Annotated in this window: 20 protein-coding genes and 1 tRNA gene; 9 read left to right on the forward strand and 12 right to left on the reverse strand. The window is 37.7% G+C overall.

The annotated features are described in order from the left end of the window. Positions 1–42 precede the first annotated feature (42 nt). From U859_RS0121790 to U859_RS0121830, 9 genes are all read right to left on the reverse strand, one after another. Positions 43–834: a DUF4292 domain-containing protein gene (locus tag U859_RS0121790; protein ID WP_025145410.1), complete on the reverse strand. Its 792-nt coding sequence runs from the start codon at positions 832–834 to the stop codon at positions 43–45. Next, the gene (locus U859_RS0121795; protein ID WP_025145411.1) at positions 812–2,509 is read right to left on the reverse strand and encodes a tetratricopeptide repeat protein; all 1,698 of its coding nucleotides are present in this window, start codon (positions 2,507–2,509) and stop codon (positions 812–814) included. The genes U859_RS0121790 and U859_RS0121795 overlap by 23 nt, the downstream gene beginning before the upstream one ends. Positions 2,510–2,553: 44 nt before the next feature. After that, on the reverse strand, positions 2,554–2,985 hold the full coding sequence (dut, locus tag U859_RS0121800; protein ID WP_025145412.1) for a dUTP diphosphatase: 432 nt from the start codon (positions 2,983–2,985) through the stop codon (positions 2,554–2,556). 56 nt (positions 2,986–3,041) lie between these two features. Next, entirely contained in the window at positions 3,042–4,520 is a 1,479-nt protein-coding gene (locus tag U859_RS0121805; protein ID WP_025145413.1) for a lipopolysaccharide biosynthesis protein, read from the reverse strand. A 79-nt stretch (positions 4,521–4,599) separates the two neighbouring features. After that, positions 4,600–4,905 carry an acylphosphatase gene (locus U859_RS0121810; protein WP_025145414.1) on the reverse strand — a complete coding sequence of 102 codons (306 nt, stop codon included), beginning with the start codon at positions 4,903–4,905 and terminating at the stop codon, positions 4,600–4,602. A 109-nt stretch (positions 4,906–5,014) separates the two neighbouring features. Continuing rightward, positions 5,015–5,971, reverse strand: coding sequence for an NAD(P)H-dependent flavin oxidoreductase (locus U859_RS0121815; RefSeq protein WP_025145415.1), 957 nt, complete (start codon positions 5,969–5,971; stop codon positions 5,015–5,017). 2 nt (positions 5,972–5,973) lie between these two features. Then, positions 5,974–6,936, reverse strand: a complete 963-nt coding sequence (locus U859_RS0121820; RefSeq protein WP_025145416.1) for a D-2-hydroxyacid dehydrogenase family protein — start codon at positions 6,934–6,936, stop codon at positions 5,974–5,976. 12 nt (positions 6,937–6,948) lie between these two features. Further along, on the reverse strand, positions 6,949–8,115 hold the full coding sequence (locus U859_RS0121825) for an amidohydrolase family protein (RefSeq protein WP_025145417.1): 1,167 nt from the start codon (positions 8,113–8,115) through the stop codon (positions 6,949–6,951). A 120-nt stretch (positions 8,116–8,235) separates the two neighbouring features. Next, positions 8,236–8,308 (reverse strand) — tRNA-Thr (locus U859_RS0121830). Positions 8,309–8,743: 435 nt separating this feature from the next. Between U859_RS0121830 and U859_RS0121835 the strand changes: the two genes are divergently transcribed. The 4 genes from U859_RS0121835 (at position 8,744) to U859_RS0121850 (ending at position 11,248) form a co-directional block, all read left to right on the forward strand. Continuing rightward, positions 8,744–9,058 (forward strand): hypothetical protein, encoded by a 315-nt coding sequence (locus U859_RS0121835; RefSeq protein WP_025145418.1) that lies wholly within the window; start codon positions 8,744–8,746, stop codon positions 9,056–9,058. 81 nt (positions 9,059–9,139) lie between these two features. Next, a complete protein-coding gene (locus tag U859_RS0121840; RefSeq protein ID WP_025145419.1) occupies positions 9,140–9,451 on the forward strand; it encodes a hypothetical protein in 312 nt (103 codons plus the stop codon). 79 nt (positions 9,452–9,530) lie between these two features. After that, the gene (locus U859_RS0121845) at positions 9,531–9,845 is read left to right on the forward strand and encodes a hypothetical protein (RefSeq protein WP_025145420.1); all 315 of its coding nucleotides are present in this window, start codon (positions 9,531–9,533) and stop codon (positions 9,843–9,845) included. Positions 9,846–9,916: 71 nt separating this feature from the next. Next, the gene (locus U859_RS0121850) at positions 9,917–11,248 is read left to right on the forward strand and encodes a sigma-54-dependent transcriptional regulator (RefSeq protein WP_025145421.1); all 1,332 of its coding nucleotides are present in this window, start codon (positions 9,917–9,919) and stop codon (positions 11,246–11,248) included. A 337-nt stretch (positions 11,249–11,585) separates the two neighbouring features. On the opposite strand, the gene U859_RS0121855 is transcribed toward U859_RS0121850, so the two are convergent. Beyond that, positions 11,586–14,063 (reverse strand): ATP-binding protein, encoded by a 2,478-nt coding sequence (locus tag U859_RS0121855; protein ID WP_025145422.1) that lies wholly within the window; start codon positions 14,061–14,063, stop codon positions 11,586–11,588. Between the two features lie 139 nt (positions 14,064–14,202). Here U859_RS0121855 and U859_RS0121860 point away from each other — a divergent pair, with 139 nt between their 5' ends. After that, the gene (locus U859_RS0121860) at positions 14,203–14,892 is read left to right on the forward strand and encodes a helix-turn-helix transcriptional regulator (RefSeq protein ID WP_025145423.1); all 690 of its coding nucleotides are present in this window, start codon (positions 14,203–14,205) and stop codon (positions 14,890–14,892) included. Here U859_RS0121860 and U859_RS0121865 read toward each other — a convergent pair. Beyond that, positions 14,889–15,227 carry a type II toxin-antitoxin system RelE/ParE family toxin gene (locus U859_RS0121865; RefSeq protein WP_025145424.1) on the reverse strand — a complete coding sequence of 113 codons (339 nt, stop codon included), beginning with the start codon at positions 15,225–15,227 and terminating at the stop codon, positions 14,889–14,891. The two genes, U859_RS0121860 and U859_RS0121865, sit on opposite strands and share 4 nt — an antisense overlap. Further along, positions 15,217–15,495 carry a hypothetical protein gene (locus tag U859_RS0121870; protein WP_162800010.1) on the reverse strand — a complete coding sequence of 93 codons (279 nt, stop codon included), beginning with the start codon at positions 15,493–15,495 and terminating at the stop codon, positions 15,217–15,219. Before U859_RS0121870 ends, U859_RS0121865 begins: the two co-directional genes overlap by 11 nt. A 138-nt stretch (positions 15,496–15,633) precedes the next feature. On the opposite strand from U859_RS0121870, the gene U859_RS0121875 reads away from it, so the two are divergent. From U859_RS0121875 to rlmN, 4 genes are all read left to right on the forward strand, one after another. Beyond that, on the forward strand, positions 15,634–16,131 hold the full coding sequence (locus U859_RS0121875; RefSeq protein ID WP_025145426.1) for a DinB family protein: 498 nt from the start codon (positions 15,634–15,636) through the stop codon (positions 16,129–16,131). A gap of 268 nt (positions 16,132–16,399) precedes the next feature. Continuing rightward, a complete protein-coding gene (locus tag U859_RS0121880; protein WP_025145427.1) occupies positions 16,400–16,921 on the forward strand; it encodes an NADPH-dependent FMN reductase in 522 nt (173 codons plus the stop codon). A 27-nt stretch (positions 16,922–16,948) separates the two neighbouring features. Continuing rightward, positions 16,949–17,923, forward strand: coding sequence for a 23S rRNA pseudouridine(2604) synthase RluF (rluF, locus tag U859_RS0121885; protein ID WP_025145428.1), 975 nt, complete (start codon positions 16,949–16,951; stop codon positions 17,921–17,923). Positions 17,924–18,012: 89 nt separating this feature from the next. After that, the gene (rlmN, locus tag U859_RS0121890) at positions 18,013–19,068 is read left to right on the forward strand and encodes a 23S rRNA (adenine(2503)-C(2))-methyltransferase RlmN (RefSeq protein ID WP_025145429.1); all 1,056 of its coding nucleotides are present in this window, start codon (positions 18,013–18,015) and stop codon (positions 19,066–19,068) included. The last annotated feature ends 108 nt before the right edge of the window (positions 19,069–19,176 follow it).

Here is a 19,176-nt window from a genome sequence, read left to right on the forward strand (position 1 = left end):
TTGGCAAGCCAATTATAGATATTAAGTTATTAAGTGCTAAGCTTATTTCACAACCGCAAACCTCTTTGGTACAGTAAACGGAAAATCGACCGGAACATTGCCATCAATTTTTACAAATTGCAAGTCGATGTTTATCTTTTTGGCTTTAGACAGTGTATTGATCTGTAAAGCACTTGGAAATAAAGATTCATTTAGTTTTTGGTAATCAGTATAGGTCACTTTCAACGCCTGACCATTTTTAACATCATTCAAATTGGTTTCAGCGACCTTGAACAAAGTATTAAAAAGCAATTTATAATCCAGTTCTGCTTTACTGCCCGAAACTACCCAAACACCATTTTCTTGTTTAACATCTGATTTTTCTGTTAAAAATTCGCCCATGGCATTACCGGTTAAAATGGCCTGCAAAGTATTAAAGTTAACCTGTTTATTGGTGAAATTGTAAACATAGCTGAAAGGCTTTTTTAGGTATTCACTTTTCATTCTGTTCATGATTTTAATGCTATCAGGTGTAATCAAAGCCCTGGCAACCTCAGCCATTCCACCCAAAGCAGTAATGCTTACCCAAATGGTTTCCTTGTCTTTCATTTTGAAATTCATGGTTACATCGTTGGCATCGCCACCAATATCTAAAGTTGCTTTGGCTTTTAAAGAAAGGGTATTAAATTTAAGTTGTTTACTATTTAACAGCGTTAGGGTTTCAGCTTTAGAATTGTCGGTTTTAGTTTCCATTTTAGTAGGAGGAGCCACCACAATTTCTTTTTTAGGCTTACATGCCGAAACAAAAACTACCGCTCCCAAAAGGAACACGCTATTTAAAATACTTCTTTTCATTTATCTTTTTAATTAAAACTTCTGATCCGTTTCCGGCTTCTTTTGCTTTTTGCCATTGGATAACCGCCTCTTCCTTTTCACCTTTCATAAAAAGTATATCTCCATAGCGCTCCAAGTAAACACCATTTTTATTGCTATTGTTTTGCAATGCCTTTTCTATCCATGTTTTTGCCAGATCGTATTTTTGCTGTTTAAATAGTATAAAAGCATAAGTATCGATAACAGAAGGGTTGTTTGGCATTCCATTGGCCGCTGTTTCTGCATATTTTGCGGCTTTTGCTAAATCATCATTCTTTAACGCTAAATAATAGGCATAATTATTCATGATGAGGTAATTATCGGGCTCTAATGAAATGGCTTTTTCGAAAGCCGTTTTTGCTGCTGAAAAATTATTCTGATTGATGTATATATCACCCTGAAGGGCATAAATCTGTGCCTGTAAGCTCTTATTCTCTACGTCTAATTGTAGCGAAGTTTTTAAATTGCCGAGTGCAGGCTCGTATTTACCCGTTTTATACTGGGCGTAAGCCACATAATAGTATAAACTGGCTTGATTCGGATAAATGGTTAGCGCTTCATCACCCACTTTTACAGCTTCACCATAATGGCCCAGTAACGTTTGGATATTGATAACCTGCTCCCAAACCACATAAACCTGTTCGTTGAGTTTTAATGCTGCCTGGTATTCCGCTAAGGCTTCTTTTAGGTTATTCTGCTGATAAAGTACATCGCCGTAAAGCGCTAAAGCTTTGGCATCGCCCGGATTTTTTTCAGCAACCAATTTACTCAATTCGGTTACATTTTTGGCCACAATGGGCTGGTTCAGTTTCGGGAATAGGGCTGCTATGATTTTAACTTTTTCACTCAGAGGCATTTCGGCACTCTCAAAAGCAAGCTTTAATGAAGCAAAAGCTGTTTCATCGTTCTTCTGCCTGCGGTAAATATCTGCGAGTGCAAGATTGACCTCAAAGTTATTGGGTTCTAATTGTTGCGCTTTAACCAGCACCTTTAATGCTTCAGGATCATTTCCTTTTTGCAAAAGCAAACCAGCAGCATATAAATAATTTTTTACGTCGGCCTGGTTGCCCTCCAATAATTTAACAATATCACTTTCGGTGGCACTTCCATTTGCCTGAAAGCGTTTTCTGGCATTTGTCAGATCTCTTGAATCGCCAAATTTAACCTGGATTTCATCATAAGTTTTTTTAGCAGCATCTAACTGATTGGCTAAAAACTGGGCATTGGCCTTATCAAAATAATAGGCATCATTTTCGGGATCAATGCGGATGAGCTGATTAAATACATCAATCAGTTCGGGCATTTTATTGGTGCGTTTATACACTTCGCCAAGCAAACGCCAATACCATAAATTGTCGGCATTTAACTTAATAGCCTGTTTTATATTCTGTTCAGCCTCGCTAAGTTTATCTAAACGGAGATTAGCATTTGCCAGTTCGAAATAGGCGGCATGGTTATTCGGATCTAAACCGACGATTTTATTAAAATTGGTCGAGGCAACAACATAATTTTCGGACATTTTCTCTCGAAGACCAGCAAAAAACAACTGCTTTACCATATTGCTGTCGCGGTTGGTAGCTGGCGTAACCGCTCCTTGCCCAAAAGCCTGGAAGCTCAAAAAAGCAGCCCCGATAAGAAAATATATTTTGTACTTCATATCATCCAAAAATTAACTCCAAATTGAAAACTGCCAACTCCTAATTATTTTCCCGTATGTCCGTAACCACCTTCGCCACGTGCAGTTTCGCCAAGTTCGGTAACCGGTTGCCAGTTTACGGTTTCATGTTTGGCCACTACCATTTGGGCAATCCTGTCGCCATTAACGATCTTAAAATCTGTATCTGATAAATTTACCAATAAAACTTTTATTTCACCACGGTAATCGGCATCAATTGTTCCAGGTGAGTTTACAATGCTGATACCATGCTTATAAGCCAGGCCACTTCTTGGTCTGATTTGCGCTTCATATCCAGTTGGCAGTTCGATAAACAGACCTGTTGGCACCAATAATCTTTGCAAAGGTTTTAATATTATTTCTTCGGTTATTGCAGCCCGCAAATCCATACCAGCCGCATGTGCAGTTTCATATTGTGGAAGCGGGTGTTCGGATGTATTGATAATTTTTATTTCCATTTTTTATAAGATGTGAGATTGGAGATACTAGATTTGAGATAATTAATCCTCCTGATTTACTTCTTTAACATTTTCGCCACATTATTCTTTTCAAAATAGAAAATACCAAGGAGAAATAGCACTAAAATGCCATTGCCGATGTAAATATTGCGTTTAAAAACCCAAAAAGATAAGTACACCATCACAATAGAAACCAATATATACGCACTCATTGCTTTAAGTTTATAGGGGATGGGGTAATGCTTTTGTCCCAGTAAATAAGAAATAACCATGATTATGAAATAGGCAAACATCGACACCCATGCCGAACCCATATAACTAAATTTAGGAATAAGGATAATGTTCATGATGATGGTAAAAACGGCCCCCACCAAAGAAATATACAAGCCGTACCTGGTTTGATCGGACAAGCGGTACCATACCGATAAATTCATATAAATACCTAAACAAACATAACCGAACAATAAAAATGGAACTGCGTTGAGCCCCACCCAATACCTCGAATTGATAAAATATTTAATGATTTCGATATTGGCTGTTAAGCCTACAAAAAGGATGGATAAAGCAAGCACAAAGTAATACAGAATATTGGCGTAGGTTTGCTTTGCATTTGCATTTTTAGCATGACTAAAGAAAAACGGTTCTGCACCTAATCTAAAAGCTGTATTAAAAATACTAATGAAGATGGCCAATTTGCACACGGCTCCATAAATACCTACATCATGGTTGGCAATGCTTTCAGGCAGGTATTTCCCCAATAAAATTTTGTCTAAATTTTCATTAATAATGAACGATAAATTAGCCACTAAAACCGGCCAGCTATAGCCCAGCATATTGTTGAATAAGCTCTTGTTAAACTTAAACTGGATTTCTAAAAACTGCGGAATAAGCATGAGCAAAGTAACCACGCTTGCTATTAAGTTGGCTACAAATACATAACCTACCCAACGGCCTTTGTACCATGAAGTGAACCAGCCGCTCAATATATCATGTTTGATGAGGAATGGGATCACGTAAATGAAAACCAGGTTTAAGCCTACAAAAGTGCCTATGTTAAGAAACTTGATTAAGCTATATTTAAATGGTTTTCCATCGGCCCTTAATTTGGCGAATGGAATTACACTGATGGCATCCACAAATAAAATCCACGCGAAATAATGGACATAAGATTTTTGATCGGCCAATTCGGCGATGTTTCCATCTAAAGTATATCTGGCTAAATAATCGGAAAAAATTAATGCGGTGATTAAAAACAGGGTTGATATAAAAGCGATTACCAAAAAGCTATTGTTATAAACTTCCTGCTTTTTATCTTCATGTTTATTTAAATACCTGAAAAAGGTGGTTTCCATCCCAAATGCCAATATTGGATTGATGATGGATACATAACTGAACATTTTGGTAAAAACACCATAAACGCCAGGGGCGAAAACACCCGTGTAAACAGGCGTTAAAATAAAATTGAACAACCGCGAAAAAATGGTACTGATACCATAAATCATGGTCTGCCCAAGAAACTTTTTATATACAGACATTTAATATTGAGATTTGAATATTGCGTATTGAGATAAGCCCCATTACCGGAACAATATAGCAATCCAACAATTCAGCAATTTATTTCCTTAAGACTTCAAAATTACGATAGTTTTTTACTTCGCCATCGCTTACTGTTACATTTTCTACACGCGAGCGGTCGGGACCTTCGTGACACCAGTTTACGAATTCTTCGAGGAAAATTTCTTCGCCTTCTGCTTCGATGTAAACCGACCCGTCTTTTTCGTTCCTTACAAAACCATTCACCATCATTTGGTTGGCAATAATTTTTGTGGTTTCCCTAAACCCAACGCCCTGCACTTTACCAGTTATAATTATATTAAGATGCTTTACCCCTTCAGAAGATTTTATATTTTTTTCGCTCATACTAAATTTTAACGTTGCAAAGTTAGTAAACCAATTGTGTATCCTTATGTTCGGATGTTGTAAAGTTGAAATGTTGTAAAGTTAATGACCTGGTAATATAAAATGTTGTTTATAAATCTAATTCCCCAGATATGTACTTAAATCTTTGTAATTCGGATTTAAATTCAGACCAAATTTCGTCAAGAATGGTTCTTGCAGGTTTAATTTTTTTGAGCATCGCAGAAACCTGACCAATTTCGAGTTCACCATTTTCCATATCGCCTTCAAACATCCCCAATTTTGCCCTGGCCCTGCCTAAAAGTTCCATTAAACGGCTTCTATCTGCTCCTTCTGCCTCAGCTATTGAAACGGCATCAGCAAATTCATTTTTCAATAACCTTACCGGAACCAGCTTTTTCATAGTCAGTTTGGTATCACCTTCAGTGGCCGAAATAATTTTATTTTTAAAAGCAGGGTGAGCAGATGATTCTTCGGCAACCGCAAAAGCAGAACCTACCTGAACGGCATCTGCACCTAAAGCAAAGGCAGCCAACATGGCTTTTCCACTCCCAATACCACCAGCTGCAATAACCGGAATTTTTACAGCCTCTTTTATCATAGGGATTAAACACATTGTAGTGGTTTCTTCCCTACCATTATGACCGCCAGCTTCAAAACCTTCGGCAACAATGGCATCTACCCCAGCTTCCTGTGCTTTTAAGGCAAATTTTGTATTTGCAATCACATGAACTACAATGATGCCTTTTTCCTTTAAAATGCTTGTCCATGTTGCAGGATTGCCAGCCGAAGAAAAAACAATCTTTACTCCTTCTTCTATTACTACATCAATAATTTCCTGAATGTTAGGATAGAGCAATGGAATATTAACTCCAAAAGATTTATCGGTAGCTAATTTACATTTTTGGATGTGCGTTCTTAAAACCTCCGGGTACATAGAGCCTGCGCCAATAATACCCAAACCGCCTGCGTTGGAAACTGCCGAAGCCAATTCCCAACCACTGCACCAAACCATTCCGGCCTGAATGATGGGATATTCTATATTAAATAATTTGCAGATTGGGTTCATTCTTAAAGTATTTCGGGGTTAGCAATATTTGTTGGCTTTCCGTTAATATAATTGATGATATTTTCGAACGCTTTACTAAAATACAGTTCATAACTATTTTTCTCTACATAGCCAAGGTGTGGTGTACAAACCACATTTGGCATATTTAGGAGCTCAAAACCGGTATCGTAAACGGGTTCGCTTTCATAAACATCTAAACCGGCAAACCCTGGCCTACCTGCTTTTAAAGCTTTAATAAGGCTTCCCTTTTCTATAAGTTCTGCACGGGAAGTATTGATCAGCACCGACGAAGTTTTCATTAAACTTAAATCTTCCTCTTTTACAATACCAGTGGTATCTTTGTTTAAGCGTAGATGAAGCGAAACAACATCGGCAGTTTTAAAAAAATCAGTTTTACTTTCGGCTGCTTCATATCCATCATTTATAGCGTTCAATCTGGATTGCTCACTTCCCCATACCAAAACCTTTGCACCAAAAGCTTTTGCATAACCTGCAATCATTTTACCGATTTTTCCATAACCCCAAATCCCTATGATTTTTCCATTCACACTTTCGCCGATATTCACCTGCCAATTGCCTTTTTTCATTCCTTCAATAGCATTGGGAATCTGCCTTAAAACATTCATTAGTAAAATCCATGTTAATTCGGCAGGAGCTACAGGTGAACCAACCCCCTCGGCAACAGCTACTTTGTATTGAGAACATGCATTTAAATCTAAATGATTGGATATTTTCCCGGTCTGGCTAATCAATTTTAAATTGGGCAATCGGGAAAGTAAGTCACCTGTAATGACAGTCCTTTCTCTGATCAGAACCAACGCTTCCACATCTTTTATTTTTTCGGCCAAAGCATTAGCGTCTTTCTCGGTTTTGTTAAGAATAACAACTTCCTGCTGCTGTAATAAATCAAAACATGCAAGTTTTCTAACTGCATCCTGATAATCATCCAATATGGCTATTTTCATCTTTTTTTAGCATTAGATCAGTTTTCTAACCTGATCACTTTCAATTATAAAACCAGCTGACAGCTGGATCAGATTCAATCCCGGTTTTTTGCCAGCTTCTATTGTTCCGAATTGTTGATCAAGCGCTAAAAATTCAGCTCCATTGATTGTTGCCCAACGCAATAGTGCTTCAAAGCCTGCTTTTTTGTGATTCTGCAAGGTGATCATTTCCGACAGGATATTAAGCTGATGGTTACTTGCCAAACTATCGGTACCCAAGGTGATTTTCACTTTTTCATTTATCAGGAGATTAACATCTGGCAAAGTGTTTTCGATATACAAATTAGCTTGCGGGCAGAGGCACCAATATAAATGACTATTGTGTTCCTTTGCAAACAGAACATCAGCTCTATCTGAAACCGTGTTATGCACCAGCAAAGTTTTTTGCTCCTTAATATAAGGTAGCCAGGTTTGTAATGAAGTTTTGTTTGTAGGCTCAAAGAAAGAGATATCCATACCTAAAAATTTGTACAGATCTAAAAACCCACCTGTTTTATTTTCGAAAAAAGCATTTTCATTATCCGTTTCCTGATTATGCACACTGATAAAAGTATTGGTTTTTTCGGCTTCTTCCCTGATTAATTCAAATAATTCGGGAGATACAGTATAGGGTGCATGTGGAACGATAGATGCTGACAGTGGTTCAAAATCTTGTTTGATACCTTTAACATGATCCATGATGGCATCAGCACGTTCAGGGTTAAAGCCTAATGCTTCTATAAAGGTGTGGTAATGAATCTGGCTTTTTTCTTTTACTGCTTTGGAAGAAACCTGGTTAGAAATATCGCCAACAGCCACAATACCATTTTCGAACATCTTCTGGTCGGCATTATGCATGGCTTCCATAATCTGCTCTGCGTTAGCCTGTCTGTTTGCAATAATGCTCCGCACAAATTCGACCAATCCGGTACGCTCAGGGATTTGCCCCAGCATGTGCGAAAGTTCTAAATGGCAATGTGTATTGATAAAACCCGGAACAATTGCTCCTCTATATTTTGTGATCTCCAGACCAAGCCTTATGATCTCTTCTTCAGTTAAGATTTCTATAATTTCGCCATCGGGATTTGCGGCAACAGCCCCGTTTTTAACCGGAGCAGAAGCAACAGGAAAAATCCAATCGGCTGAAAAGTATTTTAGCATGATGCAAATTAGCGCAATATGGGCAGCAAAAAAAATATTTTTCGGTACTTAGCTTATTTTGATGATGAAATGATTTTATGATTTTTCCTAAAGAAATTAGAAAACCGGGAAAGAAAAAAGAGCCTCCTATCGGAATCGAACCAATGACCTACTGATTACAAGTCAGTTGCTCTACCAGCTGAGCTAAGGAGGCTTTTAATCGGGCTGCAATGATAGAAAAAAATCTTCTTTTTTCAAAAATTGAGATTTATTTTTTTGTGCTGTCTCATATTTCTATCTGATAATCAGAAGTTCTCAAACATCACTATTTCAAAATTACACTTAAATCTGATCCCCCTGATGTTACGGTTACCTCTAAAGGCATGATCATATGCTGAAATCTTTGCTTTTTGCATTACAATTCCCGGTTAAGTTGGGCATGACGATGTTTCTCTTCTATAAGTATGCAACAAATAACTGCAAAACTTGTAGTCATTCGCCACAAAGTGTAGAGAAACTCCACAACATTAAAACCTTGGCACAATAACAATTAACTGTAAATCAATTATTTAAATAAAAAAATTGGTTTGGCATCATTATGAAACATTAGCAAGTATTGTTACACAAATTAAATTTTAAAATATATACCATGAAAAAATTCGTTTTAGCAGCTACAGTATTAGCATTCGCAGGATTCTCAGCAGTACAAGCAAGTGAAGTAAAAGATTTTAAAACTACTGCAATTGTTGCAGTTCAAGATAGCGCAGTGAAAACTCCAGTTAAATTGGAAGAACTTCCTGCTCCAGTAACAACCGCATTAAAATCTGATGCATATAAAGGTTGGACCGCCACTGAAGCCTGGTCGGTTAAAGAAGGAACTAAAGAGTATTATTTAATTAACGTTAAAAAAGAAGCTGAAACCGGTTCTCTTAAAATTGATAAAGACGGTAAGCCAGTTCAATAATCAATATAAAATTAGCGCTCCATAATTAATAAGTATTTAAACAGTAACGAGAGTTACCAATCATATTTAAAACAGAATATCATGAAAAAGATCATTTTAGCCGCTACTTTAGCATTCGCAGGATTCACAGCAGTACAAGCAAGTGAAGTAAATACAATCAAAAACGCTGCAATTGTTGCAGTTCAAGATAGTGCAGTAAAAACTCCGGTTAAATTGGAAGAGCTTCCTGCTCCGGTAACCACCGCATTAAAATCAGACGCTTACAAAGGATGGACTGCTACTGAAGCATGGTCGGTTAAAGAAGGTACTAAAGAGTATTATTTAATCAACGTGAAAAAAGAAGCTGAAACCGGTTCGGTAAAAATCGATAAAGACGGTAAACCAGTTCAATAACCTCAAAGAATACGCCACAAGGCATAATTAACATATTAGCGTGGCCCCTCGGGCCGCGCATAACTAAAAAAGAAACAAGATGAAAAAATTAATTTTATCAGCTGCGTTCTTAGCTTTTGCAGGATTCTCAGCAGTACAGGCAAGTGAAGTAAAAGATTTTAAAACTACTGCAATTGTTGCAGTTCAAGATAGTGCAGTAAAAACTCCGGTTAAATTGGAAGAATTACCTGAACCGGTAACAACAGCATTAAAATCTGACGCTTATAAAGGATGGACCGCAACTGAAGCTTGGTCTGTTAAAGAAGGAACAAAGGAATACTACTTGATCAATGTTAAAAAAGAAGCAGAAACTGGTTCGGTTAAAATTGATAAAGACGGTAAACCCGTACAATAAAAACCCAAATATTACATCTACCTATTACAAAAGAAAGCCGGATTATGTCCGGCTTTTCTTATTTTTGTTAAATGGCGAGAATCCTGATTCTAGAAGACGATACAACATTTGCTCAATTACTTGAAGGTTTTTTAACAAAAAACGGTCATGAAGTTACCCTTGTAACCCATGTAAAGCAATCTTTTAAACAAGTTGAGAACAGCGAATTCGACTTATTGTTAATTGATTACCGCCTTCCGGACGGTACAGGCTTCGAAGTGCTTACCCACCTCCGCGATTTGGGCCTTTCTATTCCGGTAATCATCATGACAAGTTTTAATGATGTTCGTACCGCGGTAAAATCAATTCAGTTAGGCGCTTTTGATTACATCACCAAACCGGTTAATCCTGATGAATTATTAATGGTGATCAAAAATTCTTTAGCCAAAAAAGATTTAAAAAGCGTTACCCCAAAAGAAACAAACGGCGATTTTATTAAGGGCAAAAGTGCCATTGCCGATAAATTATATGGTCACATTAACCTGGTTGCACCTACTGATATGTCGGTAATTATACAGGGTGAAAGCGGAACCGGGAAGGAATTTGCTGCCAGAACTCTGCACCAACAGAGTAAGCGGGCAGATAAACCTTTTGTGGCAATAGATTGTGGTGCTTTATCGAAAGATTTAGCAGCCAGCGAATTATTCGGACATGTTAAGGGTGCTTTTACTGGTGCCTTAAATGATAAAAAAGGCCAGTTTGAAGCAGCCAACGGTGGAACGTTGTTTCTGGATGAAGTGGGTAACCTGAGTTACGAAGTACAGATTAAACTACTCAGGGCTTTGCAGGAAAGAGTAATACAGCCTTTGGGCAGTACCAAACAAATCCCTGTAAACGTTCGCATTATTACAGCTACAAATGATGACCTGGCCAATAGCATGCAGCAAGGAGAATTTAGAGAAGATTTATATCATCGCTTAAATGAATTTAAAATCCAGCTACCACCACTGCGCGATAGAGGTGGAGATTTGGAACTGTTTATCAATCACTTTATACAGTTATCAAATCGCGATTTAGAGCGGAACGTTAAAAGCGTATCTGCTGAAGCAAAAGCATTATTATTGAGTTACGATTGGCCTGGCAATTTGCGCGAACTTAGTAATGTAATTAAACGTATGGTTTTATTGAGCCCAGGTGATATTGCCCAGATTGAAGCCTTACCGGATGAAATGATGATTTCCGTTCAGCAACAATCGGCACCTGGAAATTCATCCGACCTGAAAGCGGTAAACGAACAGAACGAAAAAACATTGATTACCGAAACGTTGATCAAAGTGAGACACAATAAATCAAAAGCAGCAAAAATTTTAAATATCGACCGTAAAACGCTTTATGCTAAAATGGAGCGCTACGGGATTGAATAGTGGTATTTTACCACAAAGCATACAAAGGTTTCACAAATCAATTTTTTTTGGAAGAAAGACGGTTGTCTTGGCCAGACAGGTTAGCAAAAAGACTGAGCAATGTATTTCGACACAACACTATTTCTGTTCTGCTTACCCACCTTGTAAGGCCAAAGCACTGTTTCTTCGTTGAGCTTTTAAACCGGCATGGTCAATTTTTTGGCAGGTAGAGTTCAAGCCTATCCACCGACTTTAATAAAAAAATTGCGAGCCGGTAGCTTTGTTTTTTTTGCTATCAAAAGAAAGAAGCCCCCGTGGCTAGCGGATAAAGAAAATCTTTTAAAATTATCCATTTCTATCAAATCGCAGGCGAATAATCCATTTGCTCAATAAAAGCAATCAGACTATCCAATTTTTTAATCTGTATCAAAACTTCAGTTTTGGTTTTGTCTGTTAAGCCATTTTCAGCAATTTCTATTTCTAAAGTGCGGAATGCATTAGCTAAGGTTTTAGAGCCCATCTGTGCTGTCCGCCCTGCCAAACGATGAACCAGTAACCTGCTTTTTTCCTGATCTTCCTCTGCGATATATTTTTTCAATTCGGCTGCATCGTCAATAGAATCCTGTTTAAAACGGTTGAGGATTTTTTCTAATAATTGTTGATCGCCAAAAGTCATTTTCTCAATTGAAGAAAAATCAAATTCGGGCTGTTCGGCTAATATTTCCGTTTTATCAAAAATAGAAAGAATATCAACCGCCCTGAACGGTTTCATAATCAGCCCATCAAAGCCCTCACTTAAGACCATTTCACGCTCTTCTGGCAAAACCTGTGCGGTAATGGCATAGAACTTAATATTAGGAGGCAGTTTCTTTTTCAATAAATGACAAAGTTCGAAACCAGTCATTTCTGGCATGCGCATATCAATCAAAACATATTTTAAATCGGGTTCCGGTTCGGTATGAAGAATGTCGGCTACCTGGGTAAAACTTCTAAAAGGGATTTTGTTTTTCTGGAAAATCATGCCGCATAAGTCAAGAATCAGCTTATCATCATCAATTATCCAAACAGAACCGGGATTAATAATGGCGTAATGTTCTAAATCCAAAGCATCGTTTACCCTTTCGGATGTATTTTCATATTTCATGTAAATATTAAATGTGGTTCCTATACCAGGCTTACTTTTAACATAAATCCGGCCTCCCTGCGTTTCAATTAATGATTTAACAATGGGTAATCCCAAACCGGTACCGGCCTGATTGATGATGTATTTTTCCGGAGATTCTATTTGCTCAAATTCATTAAATATTTTAGGGATATCTTTCTCTTCGAAGCCAATTCCGGTATCTTTTATCGTGAAATGAAAATGCAGATCATCACCTTGTCTTTTATAAGAAACAGACAAACGGATTTCGCCTTTCAGCGTAAATTTAACGGCATTACCTAACAAATTAAATAAGATCTGCTTTAACCTAAAAGCATCACCTTTTACAAATTCGAGGTTAGCCAGATCGAGTGCTGCATTTAATTGAAGGGATTTCTGTTCTGCCAGTGGTCGCATTACAGATACGACCTCATCCAAAGCTTTTCTGATATTAAACACCTGGTTATTGAAACTAAATTCGCCCGAAATAATCCGGTTATAATCCAATACTTCATTCACAATCTGAAGTAAATGGATGGAAGACTGGTAAATGGCATCAACATCTTTTTTATTGGGTACATCCTGTTGAGTGATCAATTCGGCATAGCCTAAAATAGATTGCAATGGCGTCCTGATTTCGTGGCTCATATTAGAAAGAAACCGCTGCTTTGCCTTTCCATGATATTCAGCTTCATCTTTCGCCAGCTCCAAAGCCTTTCTGTATCTATTGCTTTTGGTAATATCTGCCAGGATCAGGTAAAGCAGGATTACGGTCAACAAAAAGAAAATGATAATAATGGTAGTAATCTGGGTAATACCATCATTAACCACTTCTTTAGCCTGGATGCCATTTAAATCAACCTGCGCTACCGCTTCGCCCTCAACTTCACGCAAAATCTGTAGCATTTTAGCCGTTAAGGCATTACTGGCACTTGATAAATCGGCTTCGCGTTTTAAAAACTTCTGGCTTTTCTGACGTTGTTCCTGTTCGATATTTTTTAACGAACCCGTCATGCTTTTCATGATGCTGTCTTCAGCCTTAGCATTTAAGGTATCGCGTTTAACTTTAAATTCTTCATTAATGATTTTGTAAACGTCAGATTTCTTCTTTCCAAAAAGTTTGCTCAGGAAACCACGCGATTTTTGTTCTTCCTCTGGTGCAACCGTAGTGGTTGAGGTAGTGGTTTCGGTAGTCAAAACCGCGCTATCCGTTTGCCTTGTCCTGGTAGCCACCAGTTCGTTTAGTTTCTGCACCTCATCAGAGAACGATTTGGTATTTACCAGCGTTTCCCTTACCTTCAGGTAGTTTATGAACTGTTTATCGCGGTCGGACAGTAAATTTTTGATTGATTTTATCCTTGCCAGCTGGGCAGAATCACCACGGTATAATTTCCGTAACGTATCCAGGCTGGATCTTAATTTACGTGATTCTTTCAAAAAACTATAGGTGCCTTGTTTATTAAAGGCTTCATCGCGCTGCAGCTGATCTAACCTGGCAATTTTATGCGAAAGATCATTAACAATCCTTAAACGGTCGTTCGGCGCCGAAATTTCTTCCACCGTATTAAGCATCCGGGTAAAGGCAAACTTGCTGATCCCCCATGCCAATAGCAGCGCAAAACAGGCGAACAGAAAACCTATAATTACCTTACTTTTTATTGCCCGGAAGAAACGCTTTTGAATAACAGCCGCCATTTAATTCAGATTATTACCTTAAACCATTATAATAACGGTTTATCGTTTAGAATTGGTATATATTTATCTTTTACAAATAACGTACCATAAGAAAATTGGTTAAAAAGCTTTAATTTTATCATCGCCTAAAAAACCAAACATGAACCGTATCGACCGACTTTTTGGAATCCTGACTTTACTCCAATCCAAAAAATACATTACTGCAGAGAAAATTGCAGAAAGGTTTAACATGAGTATACGTACGGTTTACCGTGATGTTAAAGCGCTTTGCGAGCAGGGAATACCCGTAAGTTTTGAGCAGCATAAAGGTTATTACCTTGTTCAAGGTTATTTTTTGCCCCCTGTTTCGTTTAATATGGACGAGGCAAATGCATTGTTATTGGTAGAAAGTTTGGTAAATGGTTTTGCCGATAACTCCATCCGTACGCATTACTCTTCTGCACTAACCAAGGTAAAAGCAGTATTAAAAACAAGTCAAAAAGAAAAGCTGGAAACTTTAAATCAGCATATCAAACTTCAGATTCCTGAAAGATTGAGTTTCAACTTTGAATACCTGTCCCTTATTCAGCACGCTATTGCCGAAAAACACCTTATCGAACTTGATTATAAAAACAATAAGGAAGAGGTTAGCAAAAGAGAGGTAGAACCGATCGGATTAATCTTTTATGCATTTAGCTGGCACCTTATTGCCTGGTGCCATTACCGCAACCAATACCGCGATTTTAACCTCACACGGATTATCTGCCTCAAAAACTCTGGCATTCCTTTCAGGAAAATGCAACACATGCCATTAAGCGATTACATGCCTTTGCTACCGGTAAATTATTAAGAGTTAATAATTCCTGCATCATTCAAACGTTGTATCACGTCTTCAATATTTACAGTCGAATGGTCGCTTTTGAGGTATATTTCAGCAAGATAAACTATTTTATCAATGACAACGACATAAGTAATAATTCTTGCTCCGCCAGATTTACCCTTATTCGTACCAGAGATAGATAAACGAATTTTATAAATGTTTTGACCTAAGTAGGCTCCTAATTCAGGATTTCTCTCTAAATCGTTAATAAGCTTTAATAAATCAGATTTTATGCCGCGATGTTTCTTAAAGATTTTTTTAACTTCCCTTTCAAAATTAGGAGCCGTTTTAACCTTAAAGTTCATCTAAAAAATCTTTGGCATCACGAAGTTTTATTTTCCCTTCCTGATGAAGTTTGATTTGCTCAAAAGAATCTTTTAGGTGGTTATAGATTGCGTTTTCAGCCTTAATTGATGCTTTTTCCTTGACTTTAATGTTAGATGCGACCTCATAATTCAAGCCCAAGGCATCAAGTACAGCCTTTACAGCTTTTTCAGATTTCTCGTTTTCAATATTTACGGTTAATGTCGTCATTACCACAAAAATACGTTTTTTGAATAAAACATTTCTCAATTAAATTATTTTTTTACACTGCCATAGGGTTGTCAGTGGTCCGTATTTTCTTTGTGTAAACAAACATCAAAAATCATGAGCATTGCTGATTTATTACTTATGGAGTTACACACAGTAGAAAAAACAAAACAGAAAAATATGGACGTTATTAAATTATTATTGAAAGAGTTGGCTGATGAATTCAATACCACAAAAAAATTCCTGGCAATTGTACCAGCAGATAAATTTGACTGGGCGCCGCACGAAAAAAGCATGAAAATGAAATCGCTTGCCGTTCATATTGCCGATCTTCCACGCTGGGTTTCATTGGCTTTAACTACCGATGGACTGGATTTTGAAACAGCACCTTATACAGAACCACCTGTAGAAAATGCTGATGACCTGGTTAAAATTTTAGAGGAAAATTATGCAGCTGGAAAAGCTGATTTAGAAAAAGCTACCGAAGAAAATTTAAACGGGCGTTGGATACTGAGTATGGGTAAACAGGTTTTGGCCGATTATTCTAAATATGAAACCATTCGACACTCTTTAAACCAAACTTCCCACCACCGGGCACAATTGGGTGTTTATTTAAGGTTGTTGAATATTCCAATTCCGGGAAGTTATGGCCCAAGTGCCGATGATCAGAGTTTTTAGATTATAAAGATACTTTAACCACAGATAAAAAGGATAAACACAGATATAGAAATCCGTGTTTATCTGTGTACATACGTGGTTAAAAGCCATTAACCTTAAGGCCTGGGCTAGAATCTTAAAGCTGTCGAGTTAGCATTGTCTCCGGTTGGTTGTCGAGCATTTTTCTGATGAACTGTTGAAACATGGTGCGTTTCAATGGTTCATTTGAAATGACTATCGGATTACCAGTCCCGCTTCCTAATTTATCCGCACTTTGCTATTTTTAGCAATGAGAAAAATATTTGCGATTTCGGGTAGTACGAAATCTATTTCAACCAATGGACTTTATATTGCTGCCATCAGCCAGTTTTTAGATAAAGATTTTGAAGTAACCCTTTTTCCTTCCATTGCCAATATTCCACATTTCAATCCTGATTTAGATTTAGAAGACCCACCAAAGGCTGTTCATGATCTTCGCCTAAACATTCAACAGGCAGATGGAATCATCATTTCTACACCAGAATATGCAATGGGTTTACCGGGTTCATTAAAAAATCTGCTCGACTGGACTGTAAGCTCGGCTTCATTTTCTGGTAAACCAATATTAGCACTAGTTGCTTCTACTCAGGGCGAAAAAGCTAATCAATCCATGATAGATATTTTAACCGTTCTTGAGGCTAAAATATCTGCTCAGCTCATTCCTTTTGCAAAAGCCAAGATTAACAAGGAAGCTGAAATTACAGATCTCGAAACTTTAACAAAGCTTAAAAGTACTGTTAATGCATTTGTTGCTACTGTTGAGAATGGATAACACAATTTATTTCCGTAAAATTGCAGTATGAACAATAATTCTGCCACCCGTTTAAATAAATTTATCAGCGAAAGTGGATTGTGTTCACGCCGTGAAGCAGACCGTTATATCGAAAAGGGTACTGTTTTTATTAATGGAAAAAGGGCTAAAGTAGGCGATCAGGTTTTTCCAGGCGATAAAGTAATGGTAAATGGCCATAACATCGAACCTAAAGAAGAAAGTAATTTCATCCTGCTGGCATTTAATAAACCTGTTGGCATTACCAGTACCACTGAATCCAGTGTCCGCGATAATATTGTAGATTACGTTAACCATAGCGAAAGAATATTCCCAATCGGCAGATTGGACAAAGATTCGTCAGGCATTATTTTCCTGACCAATAACGGTGACATTGTAAACAAGATTTTAAGGGCTGGGAATAAACACGAAAAAGAATATATAGTTACGGTTAATAAACCCATAACAGAAGATTTTATTTTCGAGATGAGTAACGGTGTTCCAATTTTAGGAGTGAATACCCGAAAATGTAAGGTGCGCCAGATTAGCACTTTTGTTTTCAATATTATCTTAATTCAAGGTTTAAACAGGCAGATCCGTAGGATGTGCGAGCATTTTGATTATGAAGTAACCAAACTCGAACGTACACGGATTATGAATATAAGTCTTAAAGGTATCCCTACGGGAGAATTTAGGGAACTTACCGAAGACGAGATGAAAGCCATTACCAAAAGTGTCGAAAATTCATCATCTGAAGCCAAACCCAAATCTAAAAGTACCACAAAGAAAAAAGCAAATGCCTGGGAGGAAATTCCTGAGCTAAGGGAAGAACAGCCTAAAAAGGCGTTCAAACCAAAACCATCAGGTCTAAAATCTTCAGGTAAAAAACCTGGTGGTCATTCAGGCTCAAAACCTACTCCTAAAAGTAATACTGGTAATAGAAATTCCAGACCAGCAAAAGGTAAGCCTGCAGGCAAGCCAAATACAAGAGGCAGAGGAAGATAAGCCAACAAATTGTAAAATTTGGCTTTATCTAACTACCTTATACCCTCCGCCTTTTTACCTTCTACCTTTTTTAAGTACCTTTGCAACAAATGGTAACAGCAAAAAAAACCGATATCCGTGCATTAGATCTTCCCCAATTGCAACAACACCTTGTAGCGATGCAACAGCCTGCATTTAGGGCCAAGCAGATATACCAGTGGCTTTGGGAAAAATCGGCTACGAGTTTCGGGCAGATGAGTAATCTTTCTAAAGATCTTCGTAAGGCTTTGGACGATTCTTTTGCCATTAATGCTGTTCAGGTTAACAACTCTCAGTTCAGTAACGACCACACGATTAAAAACACTTTTAGGTTAGCCGACGGCAATATTGTTGAAGGGGTATTAATTCCTTTAGAAGACCGTATGACTGCTTGTGTGAGCTCGCAGGTGGGCTGTAGTCTAACCTGTAAATTCTGTGCGACGGGCTACATGGACCGTAAGCGTAACTTAAACGCAGACGAAATTTATGACCAGGTAGTACTTATTGATAAACAGGCAAAGCAGAATTATAATAATCCACTTACCAATATCGTGTATATGGGTATGGGAGAGCCCCTGTTAAACTATGCGAACGTATTGAAGTCTATTGAGCGTATCACTGCCCCTGACGGCCTAAATATGAGCTATAAGCGCATTACTGTATCTACTGCAGGTATTGCGAAAATGATCAAAAAACTGGGCGACGATGGCGCTAAATTTAACCTTGCACTTTCACTGCATGCTGCTAACGATGAAAAGCGTAACGAAATTATGCCCATCAATGAGGCTAACTCTCTAAAAGCATTGGCAGACGCCCTTAAATACTATTTCGCTAAAACCAAAAATCCGGTCACTTACGAGTATATTGTTTTTAATCATTTTAACGATGAAATTTCGGATGCAATGGATTTAGCAAAGTTCTGTAAACATATCCCTTGCAAGGTAAATCTGATCGAGTATAATCCAATCTCTTTTGCTGATTTCACCAACGCAGAAGGGGATAAAATCGATGCTTTTTCAAACTATTTGAAAAGTCAGGGCATTAACACCAATATACGCCGTAGTCGTGGTAAAGATATCGATGCCGCTTGCGGGCAGTTAGCCGTTAAAGAAGAAGCGAACGCTTAGTCCTATCATTTAAACATTCCATTCACTTAAGTATAGCCTTCAATCTTTTTTTGAAGCGCAGTTTCCTGTGCATTTAGGTTAGGTTCGGTCCTGCTCATATCTTTATAT

Origin of the sequence: Pedobacter jeongneungensis, assembly GCF_000633455.1 — a bacterium.
Classification (GTDB): domain Bacteria; phylum Bacteroidota; class Bacteroidia; order Sphingobacteriales; family Sphingobacteriaceae; genus Pedobacter; species Pedobacter jeongneungensis_A.

Excerpts from the sequence above, each read along its gene's own strand:
- U859_RS0121790 (WP_025145410.1), bottom strand. The coding sequence starts at position 834 with ATGAAAAGAAGTATTTTAAATAGCGTGTTCCTTTTGGGAGCGGTAGTT.
- U859_RS0121795 (WP_025145411.1), bottom strand. The coding sequence starts at position 2,509 with ATGAAGTACAAAATATATTTTCTTATCGGGGCTGCTTTTTTGAGCTTC.
- dut (WP_025145412.1), bottom strand. The coding sequence starts at position 2,985 with ATGGAAATAAAAATTATCAATACATCCGAACACCCGCTTCCACAATAT.
- U859_RS0121805 (WP_025145413.1), bottom strand. The coding sequence starts at position 4,520 with ATGTCTGTATATAAAAAGTTTCTTGGGCAGACCATGATTTATGGTATC.
- U859_RS0121810 (WP_025145414.1), bottom strand. The coding sequence starts at position 4,905 with ATGAGCGAAAAAAATATAAAATCTTCTGAAGGGGTAAAGCATCTTAAT.
- U859_RS0121815 (WP_025145415.1), bottom strand. The coding sequence starts at position 5,971 with ATGAACCCAATCTGCAAATTATTTAATATAGAATATCCCATCATTCAG.
- U859_RS0121820 (WP_025145416.1), bottom strand. The coding sequence starts at position 6,936 with ATGAAAATAGCCATATTGGATGATTATCAGGATGCAGTTAGAAAACTT.
- U859_RS0121825 (WP_025145417.1), bottom strand. The coding sequence starts at position 8,115 with ATGCTAAAATACTTTTCAGCCGATTGGATTTTTCCTGTTGCTTCTGCT.
- U859_RS0121835 (WP_025145418.1), top strand. The coding sequence starts at position 8,744 with ATGAAAAAATTCGTTTTAGCAGCTACAGTATTAGCATTCGCAGGATTC.
- U859_RS0121840 (WP_025145419.1), top strand. The coding sequence starts at position 9,140 with ATGAAAAAGATCATTTTAGCCGCTACTTTAGCATTCGCAGGATTCACA.
- U859_RS0121845 (WP_025145420.1), top strand. The coding sequence starts at position 9,531 with ATGAAAAAATTAATTTTATCAGCTGCGTTCTTAGCTTTTGCAGGATTC.
- U859_RS0121850 (WP_025145421.1), top strand. The coding sequence starts at position 9,917 with ATGGCGAGAATCCTGATTCTAGAAGACGATACAACATTTGCTCAATTA.
- U859_RS0121855 (WP_025145422.1), bottom strand. The coding sequence starts at position 14,063 with ATGGCGGCTGTTATTCAAAAGCGTTTCTTCCGGGCAATAAAAAGTAAG.
- U859_RS0121860 (WP_025145423.1), top strand. The coding sequence starts at position 14,203 with ATGAACCGTATCGACCGACTTTTTGGAATCCTGACTTTACTCCAATCC.
- U859_RS0121865 (WP_025145424.1), bottom strand. The coding sequence starts at position 15,227 with ATGAACTTTAAGGTTAAAACGGCTCCTAATTTTGAAAGGGAAGTTAAA.
- U859_RS0121875 (WP_025145426.1), top strand. The coding sequence starts at position 15,634 with ATGGACGTTATTAAATTATTATTGAAAGAGTTGGCTGATGAATTCAAT.
- U859_RS0121880 (WP_025145427.1), top strand. The coding sequence starts at position 16,400 with ATGAGAAAAATATTTGCGATTTCGGGTAGTACGAAATCTATTTCAACC.
- rluF (WP_025145428.1), top strand. The coding sequence starts at position 16,949 with ATGAACAATAATTCTGCCACCCGTTTAAATAAATTTATCAGCGAAAGT.
- rlmN (WP_025145429.1), top strand. The coding sequence starts at position 18,013 with ATGGTAACAGCAAAAAAAACCGATATCCGTGCATTAGATCTTCCCCAA.